This is a genomic window from Nodosilinea sp. LEGE 06152 (genome assembly GCF_015207525.1).
GTDB lineage: Bacteria > Cyanobacteriota > Cyanobacteriia > Phormidesmidales > Phormidesmidaceae > Nodosilinea.
The window spans coordinates 57206-83974 of record NZ_JADEWR010000010.1; the positions used below are offsets into that span (position 1 = coordinate 57206).

Here is a 26769-nt window from a genome sequence, read left to right on the forward strand (position 1 = left end):
CTCAGCCTCTCCAAATCTACGATTCTGCAACCAGTGGTGCCTCTCGCTCGGTCGAGCTACGCAGTGGATCAGAATCCGCTACGCCCTGATGGGGCTGCTCCCTAACCACCGGCTCATCCAGGCGGCTTTCTTCCCAGGTAATCAGTCGCGTGCCGCCCTTGCGGGTGAAATAGCTCCACAGCCACTGAATCATCACCAGCAGCTTGTTGTCGAACTCAATGAGAAAATAGATGTGAACGAAAATCCAGATCAGCCAGGCCGGGAGACCCGACAGCTTGAGCCGCCCCATATTCACCACCGCCTCGTGGTGGCCGATCACCGCCAGACTGCCTGCATCGTTGTAGTGAAAAGCGGGCAAATCGCTGCCCTGAAGCCGCTGCTGAATCAGCTTGGCCACATAGGCCCCCTGCTGCATGGCCACGGGCGCAACCCCCGGCAGGGGCTGCTTTTCCTCCGGGGAGGCTGCGCCATCGCTCTGGTGGGCAAAGTGGGCCMGATCGCCCACCACAAAAATGTTGGGCTGCCCCGGCWGACTCAGGTCTGGGTTCACCATCACCCGACCCACCCGGTCAAGTTGGGCACCGGCTCGGGCGGCCAGCACCTTGCCCATCGCCGAGGCCCGCACCCCAGCGGCCCAGAGAATGGTTTTGGCCCGAATCTGCTCGGTGCGATCGCCCTGGCGCACCGTCACCACGTCGTCGTTGATGTCGGTCACCAGCGATTGGGTGTGCACCGTTACGCCCAGGTCTTTTAGGGCCACGGCGGCTTTGGCCGACAATTTGGCGGGATAGGGCGGCAGCACGCGATCGAGCCCTTCTAGCAGCAGAATGCGGGTTTCGGTGGTGTCGATGTGGTGAAATTCGTCTTTGAGCGTGTGAGAGGCCAGCTCGGCTAAGGCCCCGGCCAGCTCCACCCCCGTTGGCCCGCCGCCCACCACCACAAAGGTCAGCCAGGCCCGACGCTGTTCTGGGTCCGACTCTTTTTCAGCCGCTTCAAAGGCTCCAAAAATTCGTTTCCGCATTTCTAGGGCATCTTCAAGGGTTTTTAGCCCCGGTGCGTCCTCGGCCCACTGGTCATGGCCGAAGTAGTGGTGGCTAACGCCCGTGGCCACAATCAGCGTATCGTAGGGCAGGGTGGTATGGTTTAGCGTTACCTGCTGCTGCTGGGGGTCGATATCGATCACGGTGTCCATTAAGACTCTGACGCGACGATAGCGGCTCAGAATCGCTCGCAGGGGCGACGAAATATCGCCGGGTGACAGCTTGCCAGTCGCAACTTGATAGAGCAGCGGCTGAAACAAGTGAAAGTTTCGCTTATCAATCAGGGTGACTTCAATTTGCTTCGATTTGCCTAAGGCCTTAGCGGCATAAAGCCCGCCAAAGCCGCCCCCAATAATGACAACCTGGTGAGGTTTGGTCTCAGTAGCGATGTCTTCCATGGACTTGCTCCATCTCAAAAAGTCTCTGCTGAAGCCCGTTGGAGAAGTACCACAGTTCAACGATGGCTCCATTACATGGCTTTATTGCAGAGTGCGATCGCTTTGTTGGACAGCTTTTTTTAGCTAATTTATGAATAAATATGGCTGACCCCATCGACCAAAAAACATAGCTAATCGCGGCTGGGTCAGAAAAGCGATGGCCTGAATTAAAGCTAACTAGCTTCAGTGTAAGTATTCAGACTTGGCTTGTGGGTTATCTAGACTTTTTGTGACGGTTTTGTGGGCGAAAACCGCTCTAGGCAATCTGGCGTGAACTTTGACCATTCGTAGGGTAGGTGACTCACCTAACGGTCAAGATGCCGATGGCACCGCTAGAGCTTAGGTCTCGGCCAGCACCGATTGATAGACCTGGTAAGCCTCATCCCCAAAGCAGATAAACCTCACCTGTTCGATCGCCTGGGCATTTTTTAGCGCGGTACTGACCTCGGCGATCGCAATGCGAGTCGCTCGCTCTAGCGGAAAGCCATAGACCCCGGTACTGATGGCCGGAAACGCCAGCGTGCGAATGCCATACTCCAGAGCCAGGGCCAGGCTGTGGCGGTAGCAGCTCGCCAGCAGGTCATCTTCGTTGTGCTGCCCGCCGCGCCACACCGGCCCCACGGTGTGAATCACCCACCGGGCGGGCAGGTTGTAGCCTGGGGTAATTTTGGCTTGCCCGGTGGGGCAGCCGCCCAGCTGTCGACAGGCCGCCAGTAGCTCTGGCCCAGCAGCGCGGTGAATGGCCCCATCGACACCGCCGCCGCCCAGCAGCGACTCATTGGCGGCATTGGCGATCGCATCGACGTTCTGACGAGTAATATCGTCTCGAAGTACGACTATGCGCTTTAGTGCCTCGGGTTTGGCCATGGGGTCAGCCTCTACAGGTGGGCAGTTTTATCATGCACCACCGTCCGGGGCACTGTGTCTCTAGCTGTCGGCTGACTCCTATTCGGTGGCTCCTAATTAAATAACCCCTAATGCACGGGGCACCAGGGGCGATTTCGATATATGGCGTTCGTTATAGGCGGGCGGGAGTGGCCAACGCCACCCTTCGCATGCCTAAGACCTGCTCTGGCGAGTTTAGTTCCCCGACCCGGCCTTGGGAAAGTGGAGGAGCAAATCATGCCTGCTACTCTTTGTAAAAAGGAACTTCAAAGGTGTATTCATCGCCATGCTCTAAAACCTGAATTTGAGTTTTTAACCGAGCTGCTTCTGCGGCCCTGACAAAATCACTCAGCGGTGATTTCATGATGGTGTAGTCGTTGAAGTGAATGGGAATTGCAACCCGTGGCGCAATTAGCTGAATGGCCTGAATTCCCTGTTCAGCATCCATAGTGAGCAAAACACCCAAAATTTTGGTGCCGCCAAGGTGAATCAACGCCAGATCAATATCAGGATATCGCTTGGGAATCTCTTCTAGGGGTTGATGCATCAGGGTGTCGCCACTGATGTAAAGGCGAAAAGGGGGGCGATCGTCCGGTAGCTGAAACTCCAATAAACTGCCGTTTACGCAGGGCAGTAACGAGGCTAGGAACGGTGGCCCGTGTCGCCCCGGCATGGCGGTCAACTGTAGATGAGCACTGCCTTTGACAAGGGTTCGCTTTTCCCAATGTTGTAGTCCATAGGCGGCCCTGAACCCTTTTTGAGCGAGTTTTCGGGCCGCCTCGTGGGTCGTTATAATGGGCAGTTCTTTGTCTAATTTTTGCTCTACTACCCGGTCAAAGTGGTCTTCATGCATGTGAGATAGCGCCACAAAATCAATCGGCGGCAGGTCTTCTAGCTCCACAGCCGGATTGGTTCTACGGGCCGATCGCAGACCATAGCCCAAGTGCACGTGCTCTCCCTGATGCAAAAAATTGGGATCGGTCAGAATAGTAAAGCCGCCGTAGCGAATGATCGTTGTGGCATTGCCGACAAAAAAGATCGACCCGGTTTGAAAATTTGGGGTTTGTCCACAGTCGGGCAAGACGAGTTGAATGGCAGCTCCATCGGTGGCAGGCTGGGAATGTATCATAAGTTCTGGTAAGCAGCGCTGTTCTCGACAATTTTGACTTAATCTAGAGCGTGCTTTGTTTTTTATTCTTGAAAACAAAAACAGTCAAATTCGCCCTGAAGATTCTTGTCATGGTGAGTCTACTATCTACTTTTCTTGCTCTGCCTATGGACGAATCTGTTAAAAAGATACGCCCTTCGGTAGAAATTGCAGTGGAACATTACAGCCGTTTTTCCGGAATTGGATGTAGCAGCGCTGATGGATGAGAATTTTGGCCAGAATTGCTGATACACCTATGTACAGCACCTAAATGACAGCCCCCACCCCGGTGCCCTAGCTAAACTTAGTCAGCAGCTTCAAAAGTGACTGCGTGCGCGGCGTGAGCAGGGTGCGTCGGTAGGCGTCGGCGGCTTTTTTAATTGCCTCCGCCTGGGTGGGGTAGGGGTGAATGACGCTGCTGATGGCACTTAGCCCCTGTCCGGTAGCGATCGCCAGGGTGATCTCGCTAATCATTTCCCCGGCGTGGCGGGCGACGAGGGTGGCCCCCAAAATTTTGTCGGAGCCTTTGGGGTGCAAAATTTTCAAAAAGCCCTCGCTCTCTCCATCGGCCAGCGCGCGATCGACCGACGAAAACGGAATTTCGATCGTGTCAACTTCAAGGCCCTGCTGCTTGGCCTCGCGGGCATACAGCCCCACATGGGCAATTTCGGGATCGGTGTAGGTAACCCAGGGCATGACCAGGCTGCTGAGCTTGCTGCGGCCCAGGCCAAAGGGGGCAAACAGGGCATTTTTGATTACAATCCGGGCGGCGGCATCGGCGGCGTGGGTAAATTTCCAGTCCATACAGATGTCGCCAGCGGCAAAAATACGGGGGTTGGTGGTTTGTAAGTGGTCGTTGACCACAACGCCCCGGCGGCGATCGTACTCGACTCCGACGGCCTCTAGGTTGAGGCCATCGACGTTGGGCACTCGACCAGCGCCGACCAAAATGTCGTCTACCTCTACGGTCTGAGCTGCTTGGACGGCATCGGTTTGACTGTAGTGAAGCACTTTGCCCGTGGCGGTCGTTTCTACGCGCTCCAGCCTGGCCTCTAGCAGCAGATTGAGCCCTTCTTTGCGCAGCCGCTGCTGCACGATCGCGGCGGCATCGGTATCTTCGCGGTTGAGCAGGTGACTGTGGTTGTGCAGCATCGTGACCTCGCTACCCAGACGCTGAAAGGCCTGGGCCAGCTCGCAACCGATTGGGCCACCGCCAATTACCGCCAGACGACGGGGACGCTGGGTGAGCGAGAATACCGTTTCGTTAGTGAGAAACCCGGCCTCAGCTAAACCCGGCACGTCGGGACGGTGGGCGCGGGCTCCGGTAGCAATCACGGCTTTTTTAAAGGGCAGGCGGCAATCGCCTACCTGCACCGTTTTGCGATCGACAAAGCGAGCTTCACCCAAAAACACGTCGATGCCCAGACTGCTAAAGCGCTCTACCGAGTCGTGGTGGCTAATATCGGCCCGAATTTGGCGCATGCGGTCCATGACGGCAGCAAAGTTGACCTCGATCTGCTCGGGCGGCCGAATACCGAAGGGGGCTGCCTCGCGCATGTCGGCCACCACCCGCGACGAGCGGATCATGCATTTGGAGGGTACGCAGCCTACGTTCAGACAGTCGCCCCCCATTAGGCTTTTTTCGATCAGGGCCACTTTGAGCCCCAGGCCCAGGCCCGCCGCTCCAGCGGCCACCACCAGCCCAGCGGTACCGGCCCCAATTACAACCAGGTCGTAGCGCTGGGCCGGGGTGGGGTTAACCCAGTCGGGCGGATGCACGTAGGATTGCAGGGTTTGGTTGTGGCGGTTGAGCGGCTTGAGGGCGGGTTCGAGGTCGGAGAAATCGGCAATCATGGGTGGGAGAAGAAGTGGCTGGCAGTGCGGTTTCTGGCAGTGTCGCACACCTTAACCCTAAGACTCCCACCTGAGAATGCCCTGAGTCTCGACCGATACCTTCTGGCTAAACTCTAGCCCCTGGCGCGATCGCCGCAATCGGCTCAATCGCTGCCCCTCAGCCCGCAGCAATGGCAGACAAATCTGCAGAATCTAGAAGCCGACTACCAGGACGGCAGCCTGGTCAGCGCCCGCAAAAAAGCTTTTTCTCAATCGTTTAATATGCCGCGCACGGGCAAATCTACCCTCCGCCGCTCTATGGATACCCAATAGAAGTAACGGGTTCCCCTACCAGGTCTCTCTAGTTTTGCCGGGTTCCATCTGCTCAAGTAGTTCTGGTAGCGGTACACCCTGATCCTGGGCCAGCTCTTGGGGCGGCTTCTGGCGAAACTCATCCCGCAGGTAGCTGCCCTGGTGCACTTCAGGAATGCGATTCATCTTGTGCTGAACCGTGTAGAAACGATTGCTCTGCTGCTGCATGCCCCGGTCCTGCAAAGACTCTTGGGCAATCTTTTTGCGCAGCTTGATAATGCCGTCGATAATCGCCTCGGGCCGGGGGGGACAACCGGGAATGTAGACATCAATGGGCATAATTTTGTCGGCACCCCGCACCGCTGTGGGTGAATCGGCGCTAAACATGCCGCCTGAAATCATGCAGGCCCCCATCGCAATCACGTATTTAGGTTCGGGCATTTGGTCGTACAGCCGTCGAGTCGCCGCCGACATTTTCATATTTAGGGTGCCAGCTAAAATAATTAAATCGGCCTGGCGAGGACTGGCTCGGGGCAAGAGCCCGTAGCGATCGAAATCAAATCGCGAACCAATCAGGGCTGCAAACTCGATAAAGCAGCAGGCCGTGCCGTACAGCAAGGGGAAAAGGCTCGATAGCCGCACCCAGTTGTACAGATCATCTACGGTGGTTAAAATGACATTTTCGGAAAGCTCTTGGGTAACTGTGGGGCGATCGCTGGGGAAAGCCACCCGCTCACTATCCTTCAAATAACTGAGCTGATTCGGGTTGCTGGTAGAATCCATTATCCTGTCCTTTATACTGGCTTTGATCGCAAAATAGTCCACTCCCGAGGACTTTGCGGCGGCTCTCAATCGGGCCGATTCATAATTTTAGTTATGTGACCTACTGTCAAAAATCTTGCTGCCGTATCTATGCAGGGTCTGCGTGAACTGCCGGGCGAATTGCTTAATGAATTGCCAAGGGAATTGATTGAAAACCAAACGTGAAGCTTTACCTGGAGCAAAACAACAGGTCCCGATCCAAATTTGGCTTCGCCAGAGAATAATCGCTAATTGTCTAAAAGTCTAAGCGCTGCAAAAACGAACCTCGTCTTTCTAAGGGCATAGATAAAGTCCATCTATCGCTCATTGCCCAAAGAACCACTGGCCTACGACCTATCGCTCATTGCCCAAAGAACCACTGGCCTACGACAGCAAAGGGATTTTGCTCCCGAATAAAGACGCGGGCACAGTTGCGGCCCGGCAGGCCCGAAATTGAACCACCGGGATGAGTTCCTGCCCCCGTCAAAAAGAGGTTTTGAATCGGCGTTTGGTAGTCAGAAATCTCCGGTAGCGGTCGAAAGGGCAGCATCATGTCCATCGTCATGTCGAAGTGGTAGTAGTTGCCTTTTTCTACCCCCAGCCGTTCGCTAATTTCGGCTGGGCTTTCTACTCGCCGGGCAATAATGGCCGATTTGAGATTGGGCGCGTAGGTCGCCAGTTTGTCTAGCACGCGATCGGCGACCTGGTTTTTACGCTCCTCCGTCCAGCCGGTGCCCTGGAGGCCTGTACCTTCTGCTCCGGCGATCGCGTAGGGGGAAAAGAACTCAATCCAAAGGGTGTGCTGACCCGGTGGGGCCAGGGAAGGGTCGAGCAAGGAGGGGATGACCGCATACATCGATGGGTTTTCGTCGGGAATGCGACCAATGTGCGGATCGCTGTGGGCTAGCTCGACGTGATCTACCGAGTCGGCAATTAAAACGGCCCCCGTCCAGTACTCATCGCGGTGCTCATGGTGCTCAAATCGGGGCAGTTCAGAGAGGGCACAGTCAATTTTTAGAATGGCATCGTTGTGGCTGGTGACCCGCCGCCCGATGCGATGGCGCAGCTGCGGGTCGGCCCCATCGACATCGCCAGCGTCGAGCAGTTGAAGAAATACCCGCTTGGCATCGAGGCTAGAAATCACCCCCTTGCTAGCGCGATACTCCTGGCCACCCGCTACCCGCACGCCCTCAGCCCGATTGTGATCAACCAAAATTTTAGTGACGGCCTGGTCAGTTAAAATTTTGCCCCCGAGGCTTGTGACTAAACGGACCAGAGCAGCGGTCAAAGCTCCGGTTCCGCCCCTGGGGCGGGCTACTCCAGGGTGGTGGCGCATGGCCATCATCATGCCCCCAATGGCGCTGGTTTTTTGAGAGGGGGGCACGCTCAGCTCGGAGGCCATTCGGGCCAAGGGTGCTTTCAGAAATTCGGCGTCAAACCACTCTTCGAGAATGTCTTCGGCGCTGGTAAACAGCGTACGAATTAAGTCTAGCGTGGCTCGATCTGACCCCATCAGCGAGAACAGATCTTTTACATTCGACGGATTGTAGCTCGTTAGAATGTCAATGACTGACTTGGGCGGGGCATTGAAGACGGGGGTAATAGCCGATATTAAGCGCTGCCAAGAGTCAAGGTATTCTCCATATTTTTGGGCATCGGTGGGGCTAAACCGGGCAATTTCTTGACAGGTTTTCTCCACCGATTTGTGGGCAAAAAAGTACTTGCCGTCAGGGTGAGGGCAAAAAACCAGCGGATCGCAAAACAGGTACTCTAACCCATGCTTGTGGAGTTCTAGTTCCTGCACAACCGGCCCCAGGTGAATAAAGGCATGGTCGATGGCGCAAAGGTTAAAGTGGAAACCGGGGGCGCGATCGGGCATGATTTCTTCGGTGGTCGCTGCGCCCCCTGGAATCGAGTTTTTCTCCAGCAGCAAAACCGAGTAACCAGCCTTGAGCAAGTAGGCGGCGCAGATGAGAGCATTGTGACCTGCGCCAATCAAAATAATGTCGTGGGTTTGCATAGAAGTGCTGCCTTAAAAGTAATGCCTTAAACAAACACCTTGGCTTCGTATTCGGGCAGATCGATGGTTAAAACCCCGTCGTTAACCTCAACGTCGTAGTTGTTTACCCATTCGTGCCAGGAGCCGCTGCGGGGAAAGCTGGGAATGTTGTAGTCGGCTAGATACTGGTCTGAAAAATTGACGACGACGACAACCGCAGAGCCTTCATCGTTCCAGCGAACGTAGGCCAGTACCTTAGAATCTGGGTCTTCAAAGAAAAACTCGACGTTTTCGGTGCGTAGGGCGTAGTTCTCCTTCCGCAGATTGATCAACCCTTTGTAGTGCTCAAACAGGTCGCGGTTGCGATCATTCTCCAGCAGATTCCAGTCAATTTTGTTTGATTCTAGGGACTTGGGTTTATAGGAACCAAATTCTTCACCCATCCAAATTAAGGGCACGCCCATCGACGTTATGACTAAAGTTGCACCCAGCTTGGCTCGTTTAAAGGCCGCGTCATCAAAAATCTCGTGGTTGCCTAACTGCACCATCAAGTGGTCATGGTCGTGGTTGCTGAGGTAGGTAATGGCGTTGACTGCACCCAAATAACCCGATCGCTTAGCATCAACCAGCTCTTTGACGGTCTCTATATCGGTTTCTTCTCCGCACAGCATAGGTACAAGGTTGTGCAGAAAGCCATCACGCCAGCAGCCGTCGAGGGGGCCGTCGAGATTGGTGGCGTCGGGAGATTCTGGAATGAGTTCGCCAATGTTGTAAAACGGCTTGGGCTGAGCGTCTTGAGCGTTCTGACCGGCTATTTCCTTGAGAAAATCAAAGTGACCCATTTGGCTGACGGCGTCGAATCGGTAGCCATCGATGTGGTACTCCGAAATCCAGAAGCGGACAAGTTCTTTGACAAACTCCTGGGCTGGGCAAAGATTGAGATGCTCGTCATAGTGGTCGTAGTCAAACTCTGGTCCCCAGTTGTACTCGGCATCTTTGGGCTCGCGACGATACCAGTAGGTGTAATCAATTTTGGTTAGCGGAGCCTCGGAACCAGAGTGGTTTAGGATAATATCTAAAATGACCCGAATACCTCTAGCATGACACTCATCGACGAGATGCTTAAAGTCTTTGGAGGTGCCGTAGCTGGACTCAACAGAAAAATAGTGATGGGTGTTGTAGCCCCAACCCTGATCGCCTGGAAACTCTTGAATAGGCATTAGCTCAATGGCGTTGACACCCAATTCGCAGAGGTAGTCTAGCTTCTCGGTAATGTGCTGAAACTTTCCTCGAGGATAGGGGTCGTCTTCGCCGCCCGAAAAGTCGCTAACTAAAATTTCGTAAATAACCAGCTCTTCGTTTTGAGGCAAATTCTTGTCGTCATGATTCCACACGTAATCATCGACAATAGGCTCGCCATCTTTAATATAAATAATTGAGTTTTGGTGACTTCCTTCTACATGTTTAGCTTTAGGATCAATAATCTCAACCCACTCGTCGGGTTCTAGAAAAAAGCTTTTGGACTGCACCTTAAATTTGTACTCGTAGCGCCCATCCTTTAGCTCTACAGAGGTACGAAAGTGGCCATCCTCTCCCTTTTCCATAGCAATATCTTGCCAGTCAGAAAAAGAGCCAAATAAAATAGCGCCTTCGTTGTAGGGCGCAAATAGCTTGAACTCGACTGAGCTGGCCATAGATCGTACCTTTTCATTTTTACTCAATTTTTCTTAATATGATGTTGAAGAAAAATTTTCTCACCTACCTTTAGGCAGAAAAAAAGGTCCAAGACTCCTTGTGATGGCTGATTGACTGACAAACTTAAGGAAAAAATCCCCCCTCCCCCCATCGTTGAGAGGCAATTGACCCAAACCTGTAGCAAAGAGAGATGCAGAGTTCTGGTCTATGGCAAACGCTTGCTAGATGAGGACAGATTCAACGTAGGGGCATTGCACTGCAATGCCCCTACCAGAGGATTCCGCCTGTCAAGACGTCCTAACTAAATCAATTGCCTAGCGAGCTGCGGTAGATTGGCCGGTTAGCGTTTGCCAGTTAGCGTTTGGAGGGCCGTGGTTATTTCTGGCATAGCGATCGCAAGGGACGCAAATGACGCCAGCGTGGCCACCTGGCAGTACTCACAAAAAGCTTTATTCTCGGCCCACTCTTCTCGCGCTAGTTCGGTGGTCAAAAAGGCGTCAAACAGCAGCTTGGCCCCCATCGCTAGCGGCACCAGGGGTTGGTCGTGGGCTCGGTTTTCGCCTCCCATTGAGGCTAACATGGCGGTAATGCCGTAGTTTACCGTCATCAGTGGCCCATCGGGGCCGTTGAACTTGTAGGCATAGTTGGAGGCGTCGACTTTGTTGGCGTCAAAGAACGAACCGGGCAGGCTGGGCAACTCGTCAATGACGCCGGTTTGGTAGAGGGTAATCAGCTCGCCAATAGCGGCACCTAACATTGACAAACCAATGATTTGGCGGCGTTTGTTCAGATCGGGAGTATTGCCTTTGCGGAGTTCGTAGCTGAGCTGTTGAGGATCCATAAGTTGAGTTAGAGAATTTGGGTTTGCAAGTTGAGCGGGAGGAGGGTGAGTGTTTGGCACAGCCCCCCTCACCCTGGCCAAATGGGCGAGTGACTTAGCTCATCCACCGGCTAAACACCTCTAGCCCCCTGGCGGCGAGGACGCCTGCGAGCGCAGCGGCCCCGACTGACGTTAGCGCTGTGCCGAACAGCCACCAGGCGGCGGTGGCGACGGTTTTGCGAACTTCTTTAGCCTGCTCCTTGGCCTCGTGCTTGAGCGCTTTAATCCGCTTTTCGGTTTCGTCCTGCAGCCGCTGGGCCTGGCTTAAGACGCTGTCACGGGCCGACTCGATCTGGTCGATAATCTGGTTGACCTGTTCCTCAGAAATATCGGTGCGGGTGCTGAGAATGGCGGTTAGCGTCTCGCGATCGAACTGGCCCAGGCGATCGCTGAGAGCAGCAAAGCCCGCTTCGGGGTCATCGAACAGGGTGCGCATGTCGCGCTTAATGGCGTCGTAGTTCAGCTCGGGCCGATCTATAGCGTTGAAGTAGTTGCGCAGGCGGCCAGAGACATCTCCCAGGGCAGACTGCATTGTGTCCTGCACCTGATCTTTGGCCTGCTGGGCCTGGCGCACAATGTCGTAGCGCACGGCCTCAACCTGGTCGATGATCTGGTTAGCGTCTTGCTCGGAGACATCTTCCCGTTGGGAGAGCAGCGAGACCAGCGTGCCGCGATCGATTTGGGCAAGGCGCTCTTGCCACTGGGCCACACCTTCACTGGGCCGGCTAAACAGCAGCCGCAGATCGCGCTGAATGGCCTCGGGGTTGAGCTCTTCGCGATCGGTGTTTTGGAGATACTCAGTCAAAGTACTCTGCACATCCTGCACCTGGTCACGGGCGCGGGTGGCGAGCCGCTGGGGCGCTTTGACCGCGCTGCGGGTGCTGTCGAGCACCAGATCGATCGCCTGGTTGACCTGGTACTCGCTCAGACCCTGCTGGCTGAGCAGGCGGGCCAGGGTATCGCGATCGACCTGGGCCAGCCGTCGCCGCAGAGCCGCACTGCCCGCCTGCGGCGATCGCAGCAGCGTTTGCAGGTCATGGCGAATGCCGTCGGGGTCGAGTTCCTCCATGTTGGTGTTGCGTAGGTACTCAGCAATTTGACCAACTAGCTGGTTGAACTGCTCCTGGGCCTGACCCGCCAGCTCCTGGGGCGCATGAACCAGGCTGTTGCGAGCCGACTCAACGCGATCGATCAGCTCATGCACCTGGTCGGGGTTGAGGTCTTGTCGCTGGGCCAGCATTTGCTCTAGGCTGTCGCGATCGATTTGGCCCAGACCAGCGCGGGCCACCAGCAGCCCGGACTCGGGCAGGTTGATCAGCCGCTCCAGGTTTTGCTGAATCTGTTCGGTAGACAGATCGCCGAGGCTGGTTTCTCGCAGGTAGCTTTCTACCCGGCCGCGAAACTCGCCCGCCTGGTTCTGCATCTGCTGCCACTGCTCCTGAGACTGGTTCAAAAAGCGATCGCGCGACTGCTCTAGGGCATCAAGCATGGGCTCAATGTCGTTCTCCAGCAGGTCTTGCCGCCCGCTCAGCAGCATCTGCCGCAGGGTGTCGCGATCGAACTGAATCAGCCGATTGCCCATGGCTTCGTAGCTGGCCTCAGGATCGGCCAGCAGGGCCGGAAAATCTTCGCCGATGCGCTCAGCGCTCAGGGATTCTTTAGGGACTGTGCTCAGGTAGGTTTCGACTCGCTGCCGCAGGTCTTGCCGGTTGTGCTCCTCCTCAGCGGCGCGCACCTGATCCAGCACCTCCCGCCGAATCACCTCTAGCTGGTCGGCCAGGTCGTTGATGCGGGTTTCGTCTAGCCCCTCGCGGCGCTGCAGCACCCCAACAAAATAGCGTCGGTTCAGCGGCTCAATCTGCTGCCGCATCAGGCCAGCATCGGCCTCGGGGTCGCGCAGTACGTTGCGAAAGCCGCTGTCGAGGTTTTCAGAGCGCAAATACCAGGAGGGCGAATTGAGCAGGTAGTTCTCAATGTCGGCCCGCAGCAGCGAGAACGTCCCCGGCGCATTCAGCCGATCGGTGACCTGGCTGGCCTGGCCCGCCGCCTGCTGCCCTAGTGAGCTGAGCTGCTGGCCAATCTGCTCCACATCTATATCAGAGAGATCGACTCGCTGGGCCACGGTAGAGACCAGGGCGGTAACCGCCTGCCCCAGCATTTCTTGGGGCAGCCCCTTGCCCCCAGACTGAGACTGCAGCGTCCGGTTAAGCTGCTCGACTACATCTTGCAGCTTGCCTGCTTTTAGTTCTTCGGGTGCTGCCGCCTGGGCAAGGCTGACTAAACCTGAGGTTAAACCGCCCGGTGCCGCCGCTTGAGCCGCAACTTTAGCCACATTGCCCAATCCTAATCCGCCCAAACCCGAGCTTTTGCCCTGGCCCGACGACTGGCCAACCTGCGCCAGCAAATCTGAAATTTGGTTGGTCAGGTTGCTGGCATCGGGGCTGGGCAACCGCAGTTTTTGCACGTAGTCGGCCACGCTCTCTCGCAAGCGATCGGGGGCTAGCCCAGAAGAAAGCTCTGACCGTAGCTCTTTGGTAACGGCCTCAACGGAGGCTTCTACGGTGTTCACAAGCTGGGCGTTGACGGCACTGCCGCTGAGAGCGGTGGCGACCGTACCCAAAACGCCCTGTGCGCCGCTGGCTGCTGTGCTGCCCACGGCGCTAAAGACTGAGCCTACCGTGCGCGATCCGCCCCACAGCAGCAGCAAAAAATACGTCGACCAAATCACCACGCCGACAATGGCCCCCAGCGCCACGCTCTGAATCAGCGTGAGCTTAACCGCCAAAAAGCAGGCGACAAATATAGCTGTATTGACCGTAAACAACGTCCAAAGGCCGACCTTGTACTCCACGTCACGAGCTTTACGACCCCAGCTTTTGGAGTCATCCTCATCCACCTCATCGGCAAAGGGGTCAGCACCGCTAGAGATGCCGGTGGCCAGAGTCAGGTTAGTGAGCAGAAACTGAAACGCAAAGGCCATTACTACCCCGGCAATCAGGGCAATAAAGAACTGTGGCCCCAACAAAAAATCTAGATTAGAAACAGCCGGTGTTGTAATGGCTTGGGCCAGGCTTAAAGGACTAGCTGCCAAAGCCAATGTGGTAGGCGAAATCATGGTTTTTCACTCTGGTTTCTATGGTTATTTGTCGGTTTTAGTCATGGATGAGAGTAGTTGGCTCGAAGCACAGCAGGTTGTGCTCCAAAACATTGCTAACCACTAGTAGCGATCGCGCCCTCCCACCGGGGTTCTTTCGTGCTCTTGGGCCACCGAGGAACGACCCTTGGCCATAAAGCCAAAATAGGCGGCAATTAAGGCAGTCAGAGCATGGAGCCAAATGTCGTGGCCAAAGATGGGAATGAGACCAAAGGTGGTTTGCAGAACTGGGAAGAATCCCATGATGGTTAGCAGGCCGTAAAAGATAGCCAAGCCCTTGCTGTAGTTCCGCGAACCCGAATAGCTGCGGTAAGACAGCACCCCCCAGAAACCAACGGCCAAATGCACAATATTGTGCAGAACATTGATGGGAAAGATGCCCAAAAGGTAGCCGTAGCCAGCCTCTACAGCCAGATCGGGAGCGGTAGTTGGCAAGGCAACCAAACCTGGAATAAAGCCAAGAATGCCAACTAGTAAATAGACAACGCCGCTGATTAACGCGAAAAGACGAACGCTCACAATTGTCCTTCTGATATGTTTGCAACTTGCCAGCTAGAATGCTCAGGCTAAAAATTAGTCGTCGTCTGCCTCTTCTTCACCTATCCCTTCTTCTTCGCCCAGGCCCTCTTCGCCCAAACCTCCACCTTCTTCTTGATAACGTTTTTGGTCTTCACCTAAACCTTCTTCTTGACCTACACCACAGGCCGGTAGCACCAGCGCACCGATGGCGAGAAGTACAGCACCAATACTTTTAGGGGAGGTCAAGCGATCGACGAGATCAGAATTGCGAATCATGGAAGAGTGCTCCTTAACGAGCTGCTTGGTAGTTGAGACAGAAAAAACTTATCTGACCGCTTGCTTTAACCTCGCTAGTTGAGTGCGGTCCTGGCTCAAAGTAGCGTGGTCGCGAGCGGTAAGAAACTACTGGTGCTGAAGCCAGTAATCGTACCGGGGGTGGGCTGTCGCAGGGGCCGCACTCCTCAGCACCAAACAGCGCCCGAAATATTGCCCCAATCAGACCGGGCAACACCAGAACATCTGTAGTCGGAAGATGATTAGGCATCAGCTTGGTTGCGGGTCAGCAAATATCCAGCGCCAATTAGCCCAAAGCCAATCAGAAAAAAGGCTATGTCGTAGACCAAAAAATTGGGTACCTGTCGAATGTGATGCAGCCCCAGCAGCCCGTGAAAAACGATGCTGTCGAAGAGATGAAATCCACCCCAGCCAATCAAAATCCAGCCGATAAATGCTGGTGTTGTAAGCGGAACAACTGGGGTTCGCTGCATGGCACGCCACAACACGCCCAAGCCAGTCACCGTAACTAGCCACATGCCGGCGCTAAAGACCCCATCGCCCACCACATTCTTCTGCAAACCCACAAAAGTATCCATCGACACTCGGCCTGAGATCATGTGGTGCCACTGCAGCAGCATGTGTAGAACAATGGCATCGATGAATCCACCCAGGCCGAAGCCGAGCAAAAAACCTGCCAGCTTGAATGCTTTTGTGGGTAAAGGGAAGGGTTTGGGGCTTTCCATAGGTCAGATTACTCAATGGTGAAGGCCAAGGCTGGCCGAGAGAAATTTCCTCGCTAAGCCCTTGGCAGCTATTTTTTCTGATCAATTCCCTGGGGAATCTGTACTCTGATCGATGGATTAAATTCGATGGACTAGATTCTGTCCTTGAGCTATCAACTAGCCGTCAATTTTTGGGTTGACAGAGGAGAAAGCGTGGGGACGCTGGCGATCGCTTCCCTCCAAGTTAAAGATGAGATTAAAAACGGATTAATCGAGATTAGTCGTTGTAATAAACTCCTACTCGATCTTGTCCTTAAAGCGTTGCCTTTAGACTAGAAATGAAGCCTTTAGTGCAGCCTCTCTAGAAAGGAATAGATCCACGCTTGGCCCCACTAAATGGAACCAAGCAAAGCGCGATGGCAGCCGCTGCAGCCGTCAATCCTTCTGTTGCTTAAGATTGAGGCATGGGATAGATATTCCAGGCTTGAATATCGTGATCGGTTAAAGCGGTTTCAACCTGGTTTATTTCGGCCTGGGAGCCCTCGATAATCACCATGAAGTCTTGGTTAATTAAGCGATCGCTGAAGCCTCCCACTTTCTCATCAGGTATACCCAGCGACTTCAACCCCTCCTTTAGATTTTGGGTCGCTAAGGCCCCGGCCCCCTGCCCGGCCACAACACCAGCAAACGCCGCACCCACAGAACCTACCGCCAGTACAGCCCCCAAACCGCCAGGAATGGCAAACGCGCTGAGCCCTCCCAGTAAACCGCCCCAAAGGGCTCCAGTATTGGCCTGTTCGGGCAGTCGCCTAGAGGCATTGATGTCTTGTCCCTGGACCTGGTGCCCCGTTGTAGCGCCGCCTGCTACGGTATCTTTCTCTAGCTGCTTGGCTATAATCGACACCTGCTCCATTGGAAAACCAGAGGACTCCAACGCCCGAATCGCTTTTTCGGCCTGCTCTTCCTCAGGGAAAAACCCGATGCCTCTGTGGGTGTACTGCTCTGTCATTGGAACTTCCTCACGGTTAAATTATTGTTAAGTCTGGCTGGGCTCAGTACTGTTACGTCGATAGTTTTTGAACGATAAGCTAGCGTTCTTCTTCCATCCTTTTTGTTTTTAGGGCAATCCTCATCGCTCAACGGGTATAACCTTTTTTACTGGCTCAAAACTTGATCCCCTGGGGCCTTAGCTGTGGGGTCTTGATGCGATCGCCGCCGCGCCAATTATTTACTATTTCTAACCAAAGGCTGAGTTGCCGCTGGCGCTCATTTGCCTCGCTTGCCAGAGGGTGATCACGGTTCAGGTTCCTAGGCTGATGACATCAGTTCCCAAAAGACCTTAAAGAAGGGAATTGTCTACAGGTTTGATTCCTGACATCCGATGCCTCCTGTCTTTTCCTAAAAGTCAATGCTCCGACGGATTTTGGCCTATGAGGATGTCAAGGAACTGATTGCACTACTGCCCGCTTGGAGATCGCCATGACCTCGTCTCAACCCGCCGCCAACCGCCCCTCGAACCAAAGCCCCTCAGACCAGGACCAGCACCGTAAAATTCGCTACGCCATTGTGGGCTTGGGCTGGTTTGCCCAGGTGGCAGCCCTGCCCTCTTTCCCAACGGCTGAAAACTCTGAGGTTGTGGCGCTGGTGTCTGACGACCCCACCAAGCAAAAGGAGCTGAGCCAGAAATACGGCATTCAGCACACCTACAGCTACGACCAGTACGAAGACTGCCTGACCAGCGGCGAAGTCGATGCGGTCTACATTGCCCTACCCAACCATTTGCACTGCGAGTACACGGTGCGAGCCGCCAACCAGGGCATTCATGTGCTGTGTGAAAAGCCAATGGCAACCACCATTGCCGAAGGCGAGCAGATGATTGAGGCCTGCCGCCGCAACGGCGTCAAGCTAATGATTGCCTACCGTCTGCACCTCGACCCGGCCAACATGCACGCGGTCGAGGTGGCGCAGTCGGGGCAAATTGGTGAGCCCCGCTTCTTCAACTCGGTTTTTGCTCAGCAGGTGACGGGTGACAACAGCCGCCTGCAGCGAGAGACCGGCGGCGGCACCCTCGAAGACATCGGCATCTACTGCATCAATGCGGCCCGGTACCTGTTTCAGGCTGAGCCAACCGAGGTATTCGCCGTGGCCGCCAACAACGGCGAAGAGCGCTTCCGCGAAGTCGACGAAATGACCAGCGTTATTCTGCGCTTTCCGCAGCAGCGGCTGGCCAACTTTATCGTCAGCTTTGGGGCCAGCAAGGTTTCGACTTATCACATTGTCGGTACCCAGGGCGATTTGCGGCTCGACCCGGCCTACCCCTGGCAGGGCGAACTCACCCATTATTTGACGGTTGATGGCGAAACCCAGACCCAAACCTTTGAACCCCACAGTCAGCTAGCGGCTGAGTTTACCTATTTCTCAAACTGCATTCTGCAGGACGAAGACCTAGAACCCTCGGGAGCAGAAGGGCTAAACGATATTCGCATTATCGAGGCGCTGCACCAGTCGATTCAGGCGGGCAAACCTGTCGCCCTCGACCACATGGATCATGCCCGGCACCCCAACCCTGAGCTGATCACGGTTCGACCACCTAACCCAGAAACGCCGGAGCCCGTTCATGCCGCCAGTCCCGGTGACAGCTAGCGGGCCTCTATGGCAGAGCCGAACTTTAGAGCAGAACCATGACCAAACCTACCTTCCACGACGAGCAAAGCCTGGCCGATGCCGCCGAAGACCTCGGTAACCAGGCGCTACAGCAGGGCATCATCCACAGTTTTGTGGTGCGCCACTTTGCCGACAGCCGCCAGTTCTACATTCCCGACGAACACAGCGAACCTCTTACCCCAGAGGAGGCCTACATGCAGTTCAAAGCCTGGGTAGAACAGGCCGATTAAACCTCAGCGGGGTGTAATACCAATTGTCCAGGCTGTAAGCGCGGCACCCCAACGATAAAGACCCATAGCCGGTCCCTGAGCGGAGTCGATGGGCCTGAGCGGAGTCGATGGGCCTCAGCAAAGCGAGTGCTGGACACTCAGCCGCCTCAAAGTGGCTAGGGCCTGTTCTATAAAGAGCAAGCCCAAGTTCAAAAACCCAGACCTAAATAGGCATCCCGTAGGGACAAACGGTCGTTTGCCCTCAACCGGTTGAGGGCAGGCAATCAGGGTTTGGTATGATGCGCAATCCGATCTAGTGAACCCCGATTTTTAAGCGGAAACCCGGTAGGGGCGTAGCATGCTACGCCCCTACGCCCCTACGAAATAGAAAAGCGCAGTTAGTCCCTACCTAACTGCGCTGTTTCTCACGAATAAGTTTTACGATTCATGGCAACTGACGTGAGAAGGCTTTAAATCTGCTGGCTCATGGTCAGCCAAAGCGCCCTGCTGTCGTGGCAATCAGGAAGGCGGCGAAGGTGAGAATATAGCCAACGGTGAAGTGGGCCACACCGACCAACCAACCCTGAACGATGGACATGGCAACGGGCTTGTCCTTCCAGCGCACCAGGTTGGCTAAAGGTGTGCGCTCGTGCGCCCAGACCAGAGTTTCAATTAGCTCCTGCCAGTAGCCTCGCCAGGCGATCAGGAACATAAACCCGGTGGCCCACACCAGGTGACCAAACAGGAACATCCAGCCCCAGACGGCTAAGTCGTTCATGCCATAAGGGTTATAGCCGTTGATAACCTGGGCAGAGTTAAGCCAGAGATAGTCTCGGAACCAGCCCATCAGGTAGGTCGAGTTTTCGTTGAACTGGGCTATATTCCCTGACCAGAGGGCTAGATGTTTCCAGTGCCAGTAGAAGGTCACCCAGCCCAGCGTATTCAACATCCAGAACAGCGCTAAGAAGAACGACTGTTGCCAGGAAGAGGTTTGGCAGGTACCGCCGCGTCCGGGGCCGTCGCAGGGGAAGGTATAGCCAAAGTCTTTCTTGTCGGGCATTAGCTTGGTGCCACGGGCATCTAGCGCACCTTTCACACAGATTAAGGTGGTGGTGTGCAGACCCAGGGCGATCGCATGGTGCACCAAAAAGTCACCGGGGCCAATGGTCAAGAACAGCGAATTGCTGGTGTTGTTGATGGCGTCTAGCCAGCCCGGCAGCCAAACGTTGCCGTGGTTGGGCCAGGCCGTCGTAGCCAAACTGTCGGGGTTAGACAGCAGCGTGTTCATGCCGTACAGCAGCTTGCCGTGGGAGGCTTGAATCCACTGGGCAAAGACTGGCTCTACTAGAATCTGCTTTTCGGGGGTGCCAAAGGCGGTCACCACATCGTTGTGCACGTACAACCCCAGGGTGTGAAAGCCCAAGAACAGTGATACCCAGCTCAGGTGAGAGATAATCGCTTCTTTGTGGGCCAAAACCCTGGCCAGCACGTTGTTTGCGTTGGCCGCTGGGTCGTAGTCTCGCACCCAGAAAATGCCGGCATGGGCGAAGGCCCCCACCATCAAAAAGCCTGCGATGTACTGGTGGTGGGTGTAAAGGGCCGCCTGAGTGGTGTAGTCCTGGGCCATGAAGGCATAGGGCGGCATCGAGTACATGTGCTGGGCCACCAGCGATGTCACCGTACCCAGAGCACCTAGCGCCAGAGAGAGCTGAAAGTGCAGGGAATTGTTGATGGTGTCATACAAACCCCTGTGCCCTTCACCCAGGCCACCGCCCGGGGGTTTGTGGGCATGCAAAATCTCTTTGATGCTGTGGCCAATGCCAAAGTTGGTGCGGTACATGTGCCCGGCGATGATGAAAATCACCGCGATCGCCAGGTGGTGGTGGGCCATATCCGTCAGCCAGAGCGAATCTGTTTGAGGGTGAAACCCGCCCAAAAAGGTCAAAATCGCTGTACCCGAACCCTGGGCCGTACCAAACATATGGTTCGCCGTGTCGGGGTTTTGAGCATAGGCCGCCCAATTGCCGCTAAAAAACGGCCCTAACCCAGCCGGGTGCGGCGGCGTGGTGAGAAAATTATTCCACCCTACGTGCTGCCCTCGCGACTCGGGAATAGCAACGTGAATCAGGTGCCCAGCCCAAGCCAAAGAACTGACCCCAAATAACCCAGCCAGGTGATGGTTTAGGCGAGACTCAGCATTTTTGAACCAGGACAGGCTGGGGCGAAACCTGGGTTGTAGGTGCAGCCAGCCAGCAAATAGAAATAGGGCAGACAGCAGCAGTAAAAACACCGCTCCCATGTAGAGATCGTTGTTTGTTCGCATGCCGATGGTGTACCACCAGTGATACACCCCTGAATAGGCAATGTTGACGGGGTTGGTGGCCCCCCCTCGGGTGAACGCATCAACCGCAGGTTGACCAAAGTGGGGGTCCCAAATGGCGTGGGCAATCGGGCTAGTATTGAGCGGATCTTTGATCCACTGTTCAAAGTTGCCTTGCCAGGCGACGTGGAACAGGTTGCCTGATGTCCACAGAAAAATGATTGCCACATGGCCGAAGTGGGAGGCGAAGATCTTTTGATGCAGCGCCTCTTCGGTCATGCCATCGTGGCTTTCAAAATCGTGGGCCGTGGCAATCCCATACCAGAGCCGACGCGTAGTCGGATCGGCCGCCAGGTCTTGGCTAAATTTTGGGAATTTAGTGGCCATGGTCTTTCCTAATCATTGGGTTAGGCTTATCCGCTTAGAAGACTCAATGAGAGCAACAGCGGTTGAGTGGACCGTCACCGCGTCTTAGCAGAAGCTTGATTTAAGAACATTAACTTTTCCTAAAGCTTGCCACCAAGCCAGCCTTTTTCATTCAATGCCCTGTTAGCAAATGACCTATATTGCCAGGGACATTGTCCATTCGGCCCGGTACAGTAGTGGGCTTGGGTTTCTGATACAAACGCGGTCTCAATAGGTGAAAACGGAAAACCTATTAAGCGATCACAATATGGGGCCAATTACGCCACTCCATCTACCGAAAGTTAGAGAGCAGGAAAAGCCTTAAGGGTAAGCAGGAAAAGATTGTGAACAGACCTGAAAAAAGAGGCTTTTTCGCATTGCCTGTAAAGGCAATATTTTCTCCCTATAGAATAATTTGGTCTTAAGTTTTGTAATAAACTCTCTGTGCAGAATGACTGTGTGGAAAGACCCCATCAAAGTTCAGGTCGCGAGCCGAACTTCGACGGGGTTTGTGTGTGGTTCAGGCAATGGCAAAACTGTTCGGTTAAACCTCCCCCAAAGCCCGATAAAACTGCTATGCATTTGCTTGGGAAATAATCAGCGATCGCAGCCAACCGACGACCTGTCGTCCAGGTTCCGAAAACTGCCAAAATCAGAGATTTTGAAGTCTGAAAACCTATCTACAGCATCCTGCTTTGCAAAAACAAAGCCAAAGCGCCAAGATTAAGGAGCAGCGCCAGACGCAAACGGCCAGTACCTTCAGCCCTCTCAGCATGACTTCATCCCCCGGCATCATTGTGATTGGCAGCGGCATTGGCGGCCTGTGCTGTGGGGCGCTGCTGGCCCGCTACGGCTACCGCGTCACCGTCTGCGAAAGCCACACCATTGCAGGCGGAGCCGCCCACGGCTTTGAGCGCGGCGGCTACACCTTTGACTCCGGCCCATCCCTTTACTCGGGCATGTCTTACCGAGATTCTACCAACCCGCTGCGTCACGTGTTGGATGCCGTGGGGGAAGGTGACAGCATCACCTGGGCCAACTACGACACTTGGGGCGTGCGCATTCCCGAGGGCGATTTTGATACCACCGTGGGCAATGACCAGTTTGCCGAGGTGCTGCAAACCCTGCGAGGCGATGCCGCCGTGCAGGACTGGCGGCGGCTGCAAAGGGCCATGGAGCCCCTGGGCAAAGCCGCCACCGCCCTACCCCCCGCCGCTCTGCGGCTGGATTTAGGTGCCCTGCAAACCGTCGCCCCCTACGGCTGGAACCTGCTGCGCAACGCCCCTGCCCTCACCCAGTCGAGCAATCCCTTCAGCACCGTGCTCGACCGCACTACCCGCGACCCCTTCATTCGCCACTGGATGAATCTGCTCTGCTTCTTGCTGTCGGGCCTGCCCGCCGAGGGCACCAGCACCGCCGAAATGGCCTTTATGTTTGCCGAGTGGTACCGCCCCGGCGTCACCCTCGACTACCCCATCGGCGGCAGCGCGGCCCTGATTGCGGCCCTGGTGCGCGGCCTGGAAAAATTTGGCGGCACCCTGCGGCTGGGGGCGCACGTAGAGCAAATTTTGGTAGAGGGTGGGCGGGTTACTGGGGTGGCGCTGCGATCGGGCGACATTCTCCAGGCCGACACGGTCATCTCCAACGCCTCCATTTGGGATACGCTGAAGCTGGTGCCCGATGGCGCATTGCCCAAAGCATTCGTAGAAGAACGTCAGGCCACCCCCGAGTGCCCCAGCTTTTTGCACCTGCACCTGGGCATCGACGGCACAGGACTGCCCGAAGATTTGGCCTGTCACTATATCACTGTCGAGGATTGGGCGCTGGGCATTGACGCGCCGCAAAACCTGATTGTGATGTCGATTCCTTCGGTGCTCGACCCGTCGCTGGCTCCGTCGGGCAAGCATGCCATCCACGTCTATACCCCCGCCACCGAACCCTACGAGCTGTGGCAGGGGTTAGATCGCCGCAGCCCCGAGTACGCGGCGCTAAAGCAAACGCGGGCAGAACCACTCTGGCGCGCCCTAGAGCGCATCATTCCCGACGTGCGCCAGCGGGTTGAGGTGGAGCTAGTCGGTACGCCCCTCACCCACGAGCGCTTTTTGCGCTGCCACCGGGGTAGCTACGGCCCGGCCATTTCGGCTCAGGACGGCCTGTTCCCTGGCCCTAAAACACCGCTGGAGGGGCTGCTCTGCGTGGGCGGCTCGACTTTCCCCGGCATTGGCCTGCCCGCCGTCGCCGCCTGCGGACTGATTACCGCCAACACGCTGGCCTCAGTCAGCCAGCACCGCCAAATGCTGCGAGAGGTACTGGGGTAGGCGATCGCTACATTGGATCGCGCCAGAAGGTGAGTTCGTCGCTGATGGGCTGCAGCGTGGTGCCGGGGTAGTAAAACTGCAGAATGCGCTGGTAGTTCCAGCCCAGATTGCCCAGCCGGTACGACCCCGTCTGGCTCATGCCGACCCCGTGGCCCCAGCCGCCACCCACAAAGCGGTAGCCCACAATTTGGGAGCTGGCGGCTGGGGGCGACCCCTCGGTCACCGGGGGAGCCGTGCCAATGGCGGCTGGAGTTTGGTACATCGGCTCGACGTAGAACAGCAGGCTGCGGGGAGCGGTCAGCACCCGCACGATTTCGTCTTTCTTGAGCTGCACCACCCCAACGTCGGTTTCGATATCGATCGCCTGCACCCGGCCCGAGTCTGCCCGTTCCGAAACCCGCACCGAGTTGACCTGGGTAAGCCCTGCCATCGGGTGCTGTCGCCGCCCCAAATAGCCCTTAAGATCCTGGGTGATTTCGGCCAGGGTGCTTTCGTTGCGCCAGCGAAACAGCTGCCAGGTGTCTTCGTTAAAACCTTTGTCGATCGCCATGAACCGCCGAATGCTTTCCTCGGTGTTGAGCGGGTACTGGCTGATATTCCACAGGCCGTAGACTGAGTCGACCACGGGGCGCAGGTAGGGGCGATCGGGGCCATCCCACACGTCGCTAAAGGCGGCGGTAACCCCACCCGTGGTGGAGGAGTAGAGGGCATCGACCAGCTCGTTTTCGTAGGTGAGCACCTGGCCCTGGGTGGCTTGAATGGCCTGGTCGGCCACGGGTGCTGTGCCGGTGAGGCCCCGATACACCTGGCACTGGGTGTCGGCACAGAGTTCGTAGTCGTCGATCGCAAACCGACGTAAATTTCTCAGGGCATAGGTGCGAGCCAGCACCGTCTGGGCTTGAATGGCGGGCACCGGGGCGCTGGGGCCAATTTCGTGGGGCACCACGCCGCGCAGGTAGGTTTCAATCGGCACGCTGTTGACCAGGGTGTAGGTGCCGTAGGTGTTGGGCTGTACCCGCAGGGTGCCGCCGTAGACGCGGGTTACGGGTGGGTCACCGGGCTGGGTAACGCGCACCTGGCCACCGCTGGCGCGAATAGCGAGGGCATCGCGCTGGTAGCGGTAGCCGTTGGCCTCAAAGTAGGCCTTGGGAATTTGGCCCAGCACCTGACTGTCGAGAAAGACTTCGGTAAAGCCCTGGGCCTGGAGGTTTTGCACCAGCAGACGGCGCACCAGGGGGCTGTTGTAGGTCTCGCGGTTGGCCCACACTTCCCAGCTGCCGGGCTGGGCGATTTCGGGCTCAATGCCGCGCTGTCGCCACTGCTCGGCGCTGTACTCGGCGGTTTCAAAGCTGCGGTGGTTGCTGAGCACCACGCGTTCGCCCAGGGTGGCCTCGGGCAGCGGCTCCGGGGCCAGACCGATCACAACCCGGCTGGTGGTAACGGTTTGGGGCTGGCCGTTGGTTTCAAAGCTGAGGGTGAGCTGCTCGCCGGGCAGAGCTTCGAGGGTGATGCGGTCTTGCAGGTTTTCGCCAAAGCGCTGCACAATGCCGACCTGAATTACCGGGTTTTGGGCGGCAGGGGCGGGGGCGGCTATGGCCGTGGTAAGGGCGATCGCAACTCCCCCCACGGCTCCTAACAACCGCTGCGATCGCCGATTGCCCAGGGGCCGAAACTGAAATCGGGGCAGGGAAAGCGTAGCCATAGTGCTCTAACGACGTAGGGTGCTGCCCGCCGGTTGTGCAGTCGGGCCAAAGAAATTCTAGCGGCTTCAGACCATTAGGGTGGGAATCTTTTTGGGGTCTATTCTCAATGGGCAATTTCTATGCAATACCGTCATGCTAAAACGGCTGGTGCCACTTATTCCTTGACTGTCGTTACGTGCAATTGTCAGCACCTCACCTATTCAAGACGCAGTGAGGTGGGAATAAAATCGCGCTGAGATTGTTGGGTTTCCTTCGTCAAGCCAACCTGCAGGAGATCTGCGATCGCTCTCTTGTCCGTTGCAGCGAGGTGTTAGCCTACTATAAACTTGGGTATACATAAGCCACCTGACTATATTATGAGCTATCGCGACATCATCACAATTGAACCCGATAAGCGCGGTGGCAAGCCCTGCATCCGTCGAATGCGGATTACGGTCTACGATGTTTTGGGCTGGCTAGCGGCTGGCATGTCTACGGATGAAATTATTGACGACTTTCCAGAATTAACAGAAACCGACATTAGGGCTTGTTTGGAGTTCGCAGCTGATCGTGAGCATCAGTGAGTGCTGCGTGAAGCTGCTGTTCGACCAAAACCTTAGCCGTAAGTTGGTTAATCGGTTGGCTGATATTTTTCCTGAGTCTAGCCACGTTCAATTCTATAATCTAGCCAAGAAAACAGATACTGAGATTTGGGAATTTGCTAAGCTCAATGACTTTTGCATAGTAACGCAAGATGCGGATTTTCCTGAAAGAAGTCGGCTTTATGGCTCTCCACCCAAAGTAATTTGGCTGCGGTGTGGCAATGCACCAACTAGAGAAGTTGAAAATTTGATTCGATCTGGTACTGAGGCAATTGAAGAACTTTTGTCAAATACTAACCTGCACTGCTTAGAATTGCACTAATTCAAACCAAGCCATTAACCCTATTTGTTGGGATAGAGTAGGGGTTATCGATCGCAGGTGACAACGGTAAAGAAGTAGGTAACCCCTGGGGTTTGGGCACGGCGATCGCATATGGGTGGATGAAGAAATTTGTGCGCTTAGGGTAGGTTATTGGGTAAGAAAACTATCAGGAGAGTTGTGTTGTGTTGGCACTTCATTCAACCTACAGTAGCTGGAGTTGTTTGGTTTCTTTCGTCAACCCAACCTATAAGAGAACTGCGATCGCACCTACAAGAGATTTGCGATCGCTCTTAATAATCAGAGTCATTTATATAAGCAATTTGGCTTGTTGGAGAATAAAACAATATGACGTAGTCGTTATCCTTCCAGTAGCATTGTCCCCCGACTAAGTCTAACGGTTTCCACCAATCTGCTGGAGGGAACCAACTGTCTTCAGATAACTGATGTCTACGTTCAGCTAATCGCTGGATACAATGGTTATTCGTAGTAGAGACTAGTTCCATTCGCTGAACAAACTGCTCAACATTCGATGAGTTCGCATTAAAGC

The 26769-nt window shown here is 55.4% G+C and carries 20 protein-coding genes; 5 read left to right on the top strand and 15 right to left on the bottom strand.

Annotated elements, in window-relative coordinates:
* Positions 1-16 precede the first annotated feature (16 nt).
* The 13 genes from IQ265_RS14780 to IQ265_RS14840 form a co-directional block, all read right to left on the bottom strand.
* Positions 17-1438: an NAD(P)/FAD-dependent oxidoreductase gene (locus IQ265_RS14780; protein WP_194054906.1), complete on the bottom strand. Its 1422-nt coding sequence runs from the start codon at positions 1436-1438 to the stop codon at positions 17-19.
* Between the two features lie 378 nt (positions 1439-1816).
* Positions 1817-2344 (bottom strand): O-acetyl-ADP-ribose deacetylase, encoded by a 528-nt coding sequence (locus IQ265_RS14785; protein WP_194054908.1) that lies wholly within the window; start codon positions 2342-2344, stop codon positions 1817-1819.
* 262 nt (positions 2345-2606) lie between these two features.
* The gene (locus IQ265_RS14790; RefSeq protein ID WP_194054910.1) at positions 2607-3491 is read right to left on the bottom strand and encodes an MBL fold metallo-hydrolase; all 885 of its coding nucleotides are present in this window, start codon (positions 3489-3491) and stop codon (positions 2607-2609) included.
* Between the two features lie 312 nt (positions 3492-3803).
* The gene (locus tag IQ265_RS14795) at positions 3804-5363 is read right to left on the bottom strand and encodes a mercuric reductase (protein WP_194054912.1); all 1560 of its coding nucleotides are present in this window, start codon (positions 5361-5363) and stop codon (positions 3804-3806) included.
* 327 nt (positions 5364-5690) lie between these two features.
* Positions 5691-6437, bottom strand: a complete 747-nt coding sequence (gene nuoB, locus IQ265_RS14800; RefSeq protein ID WP_194054914.1) for an NADH-quinone oxidoreductase subunit NuoB — start codon at positions 6435-6437, stop codon at positions 5691-5693.
* 379 nt (positions 6438-6816) lie between these two features.
* Entirely contained in the window at positions 6817-8475 is a 1659-nt protein-coding gene (gene crtO / locus IQ265_RS14805; protein WP_194054915.1) for a beta-carotene ketolase CrtO, read from the bottom strand.
* A 26-nt stretch (positions 8476-8501) separates the two neighbouring features.
* A complete protein-coding gene (locus IQ265_RS14810; RefSeq protein ID WP_194054916.1) occupies positions 8502-10148 on the bottom strand; it encodes an alpha-amylase family glycosyl hydrolase in 1647 nt (548 codons plus the stop codon).
* A 341-nt stretch (positions 10149-10489) separates the two neighbouring features.
* The gene (locus tag IQ265_RS14815; protein ID WP_194054917.1) at positions 10490-10990 is read right to left on the bottom strand and encodes a vitamin K epoxide reductase family protein; all 501 of its coding nucleotides are present in this window, start codon (positions 10988-10990) and stop codon (positions 10490-10492) included.
* 94 nt (positions 10991-11084) lie between these two features.
* The gene (locus IQ265_RS14820; protein WP_194054918.1) at positions 11085-14144 is read right to left on the bottom strand and encodes an MFS transporter; all 3060 of its coding nucleotides are present in this window, start codon (positions 14142-14144) and stop codon (positions 11085-11087) included.
* 102 nt (positions 14145-14246) lie between these two features.
* Positions 14247-14702, bottom strand: coding sequence for a DUF4383 domain-containing protein (locus IQ265_RS14825; protein WP_194054919.1), 456 nt, complete (start codon positions 14700-14702; stop codon positions 14247-14249).
* Between the two features lie 54 nt (positions 14703-14756).
* Positions 14757-14978 carry a hypothetical protein gene (locus tag IQ265_RS14830; RefSeq protein ID WP_194054920.1) on the bottom strand — a complete coding sequence of 74 codons (222 nt, stop codon included), beginning with the start codon at positions 14976-14978 and terminating at the stop codon, positions 14757-14759.
* Between the two features lie 260 nt (positions 14979-15238).
* The gene (locus IQ265_RS14835; RefSeq protein WP_194054921.1) at positions 15239-15721 is read right to left on the bottom strand and encodes a DUF2243 domain-containing protein; all 483 of its coding nucleotides are present in this window, start codon (positions 15719-15721) and stop codon (positions 15239-15241) included.
* A gap of 430 nt (positions 15722-16151) precedes the next feature.
* Positions 16152-16709, bottom strand: coding sequence for a hypothetical protein (locus tag IQ265_RS14840; protein WP_194054922.1), 558 nt, complete (start codon positions 16707-16709; stop codon positions 16152-16154).
* A gap of 470 nt (positions 16710-17179) precedes the next feature.
* Here IQ265_RS14840 and IQ265_RS14845 point away from each other — a divergent pair, with 470 nt between their 5' ends.
* Positions 17180-18343: a Gfo/Idh/MocA family oxidoreductase gene (locus tag IQ265_RS14845; protein ID WP_194054924.1), complete on the top strand. Its 1164-nt coding sequence runs from the start codon at positions 17180-17182 to the stop codon at positions 18341-18343.
* A gap of 38 nt (positions 18344-18381) precedes the next feature.
* Positions 18382-18594 carry a hypothetical protein gene (locus tag IQ265_RS14850; RefSeq protein WP_194054926.1) on the top strand — a complete coding sequence of 71 codons (213 nt, stop codon included), beginning with the start codon at positions 18382-18384 and terminating at the stop codon, positions 18592-18594.
* A 469-nt stretch (positions 18595-19063) separates the two neighbouring features.
* Here the strand turns inward: IQ265_RS14850 and psaB are convergent, their stop codons facing one another.
* Positions 19064-21280, bottom strand: a complete 2217-nt coding sequence (psaB, locus tag IQ265_RS14855) for a photosystem I core protein PsaB (RefSeq protein WP_194054928.1) — start codon at positions 21278-21280, stop codon at positions 19064-19066.
* A 791-nt stretch (positions 21281-22071) separates the two neighbouring features.
* On the opposite strand from psaB, the gene IQ265_RS14860 reads away from it, so the two are divergent.
* Positions 22072-23616, top strand: a complete 1545-nt coding sequence (locus tag IQ265_RS14860; protein ID WP_194054930.1) for an NAD(P)/FAD-dependent oxidoreductase — start codon at positions 22072-22074, stop codon at positions 23614-23616.
* Between the two features lie 7 nt (positions 23617-23623).
* Here the strand turns inward: IQ265_RS14860 and IQ265_RS14865 are convergent, their stop codons facing one another.
* Complete coding sequence (locus IQ265_RS14865; protein ID WP_194054932.1) at positions 23624-25318, bottom strand: SpoIID/LytB domain-containing protein; 1695 nt, start codon at positions 25316-25318, stop codon at positions 23624-23626.
* 357 nt (positions 25319-25675) lie between these two features.
* Here IQ265_RS14865 and IQ265_RS14870 point away from each other — a divergent pair, with 357 nt between their 5' ends.
* Together IQ265_RS14870 and IQ265_RS14875 are read left to right on the top strand one after the other, a co-directional pair.
* Positions 25676-25882, top strand: coding sequence for a DUF433 domain-containing protein (locus tag IQ265_RS14870; RefSeq protein WP_194054934.1), 207 nt, complete (start codon positions 25676-25678; stop codon positions 25880-25882).
* 7 nt (positions 25883-25889) lie between these two features.
* Complete coding sequence (locus IQ265_RS14875; protein ID WP_194055150.1) at positions 25890-26222, top strand: DUF5615 family PIN-like protein; 333 nt, start codon at positions 25890-25892, stop codon at positions 26220-26222.
* The last annotated feature ends 547 nt before the right edge of the window (positions 26223-26769 follow it).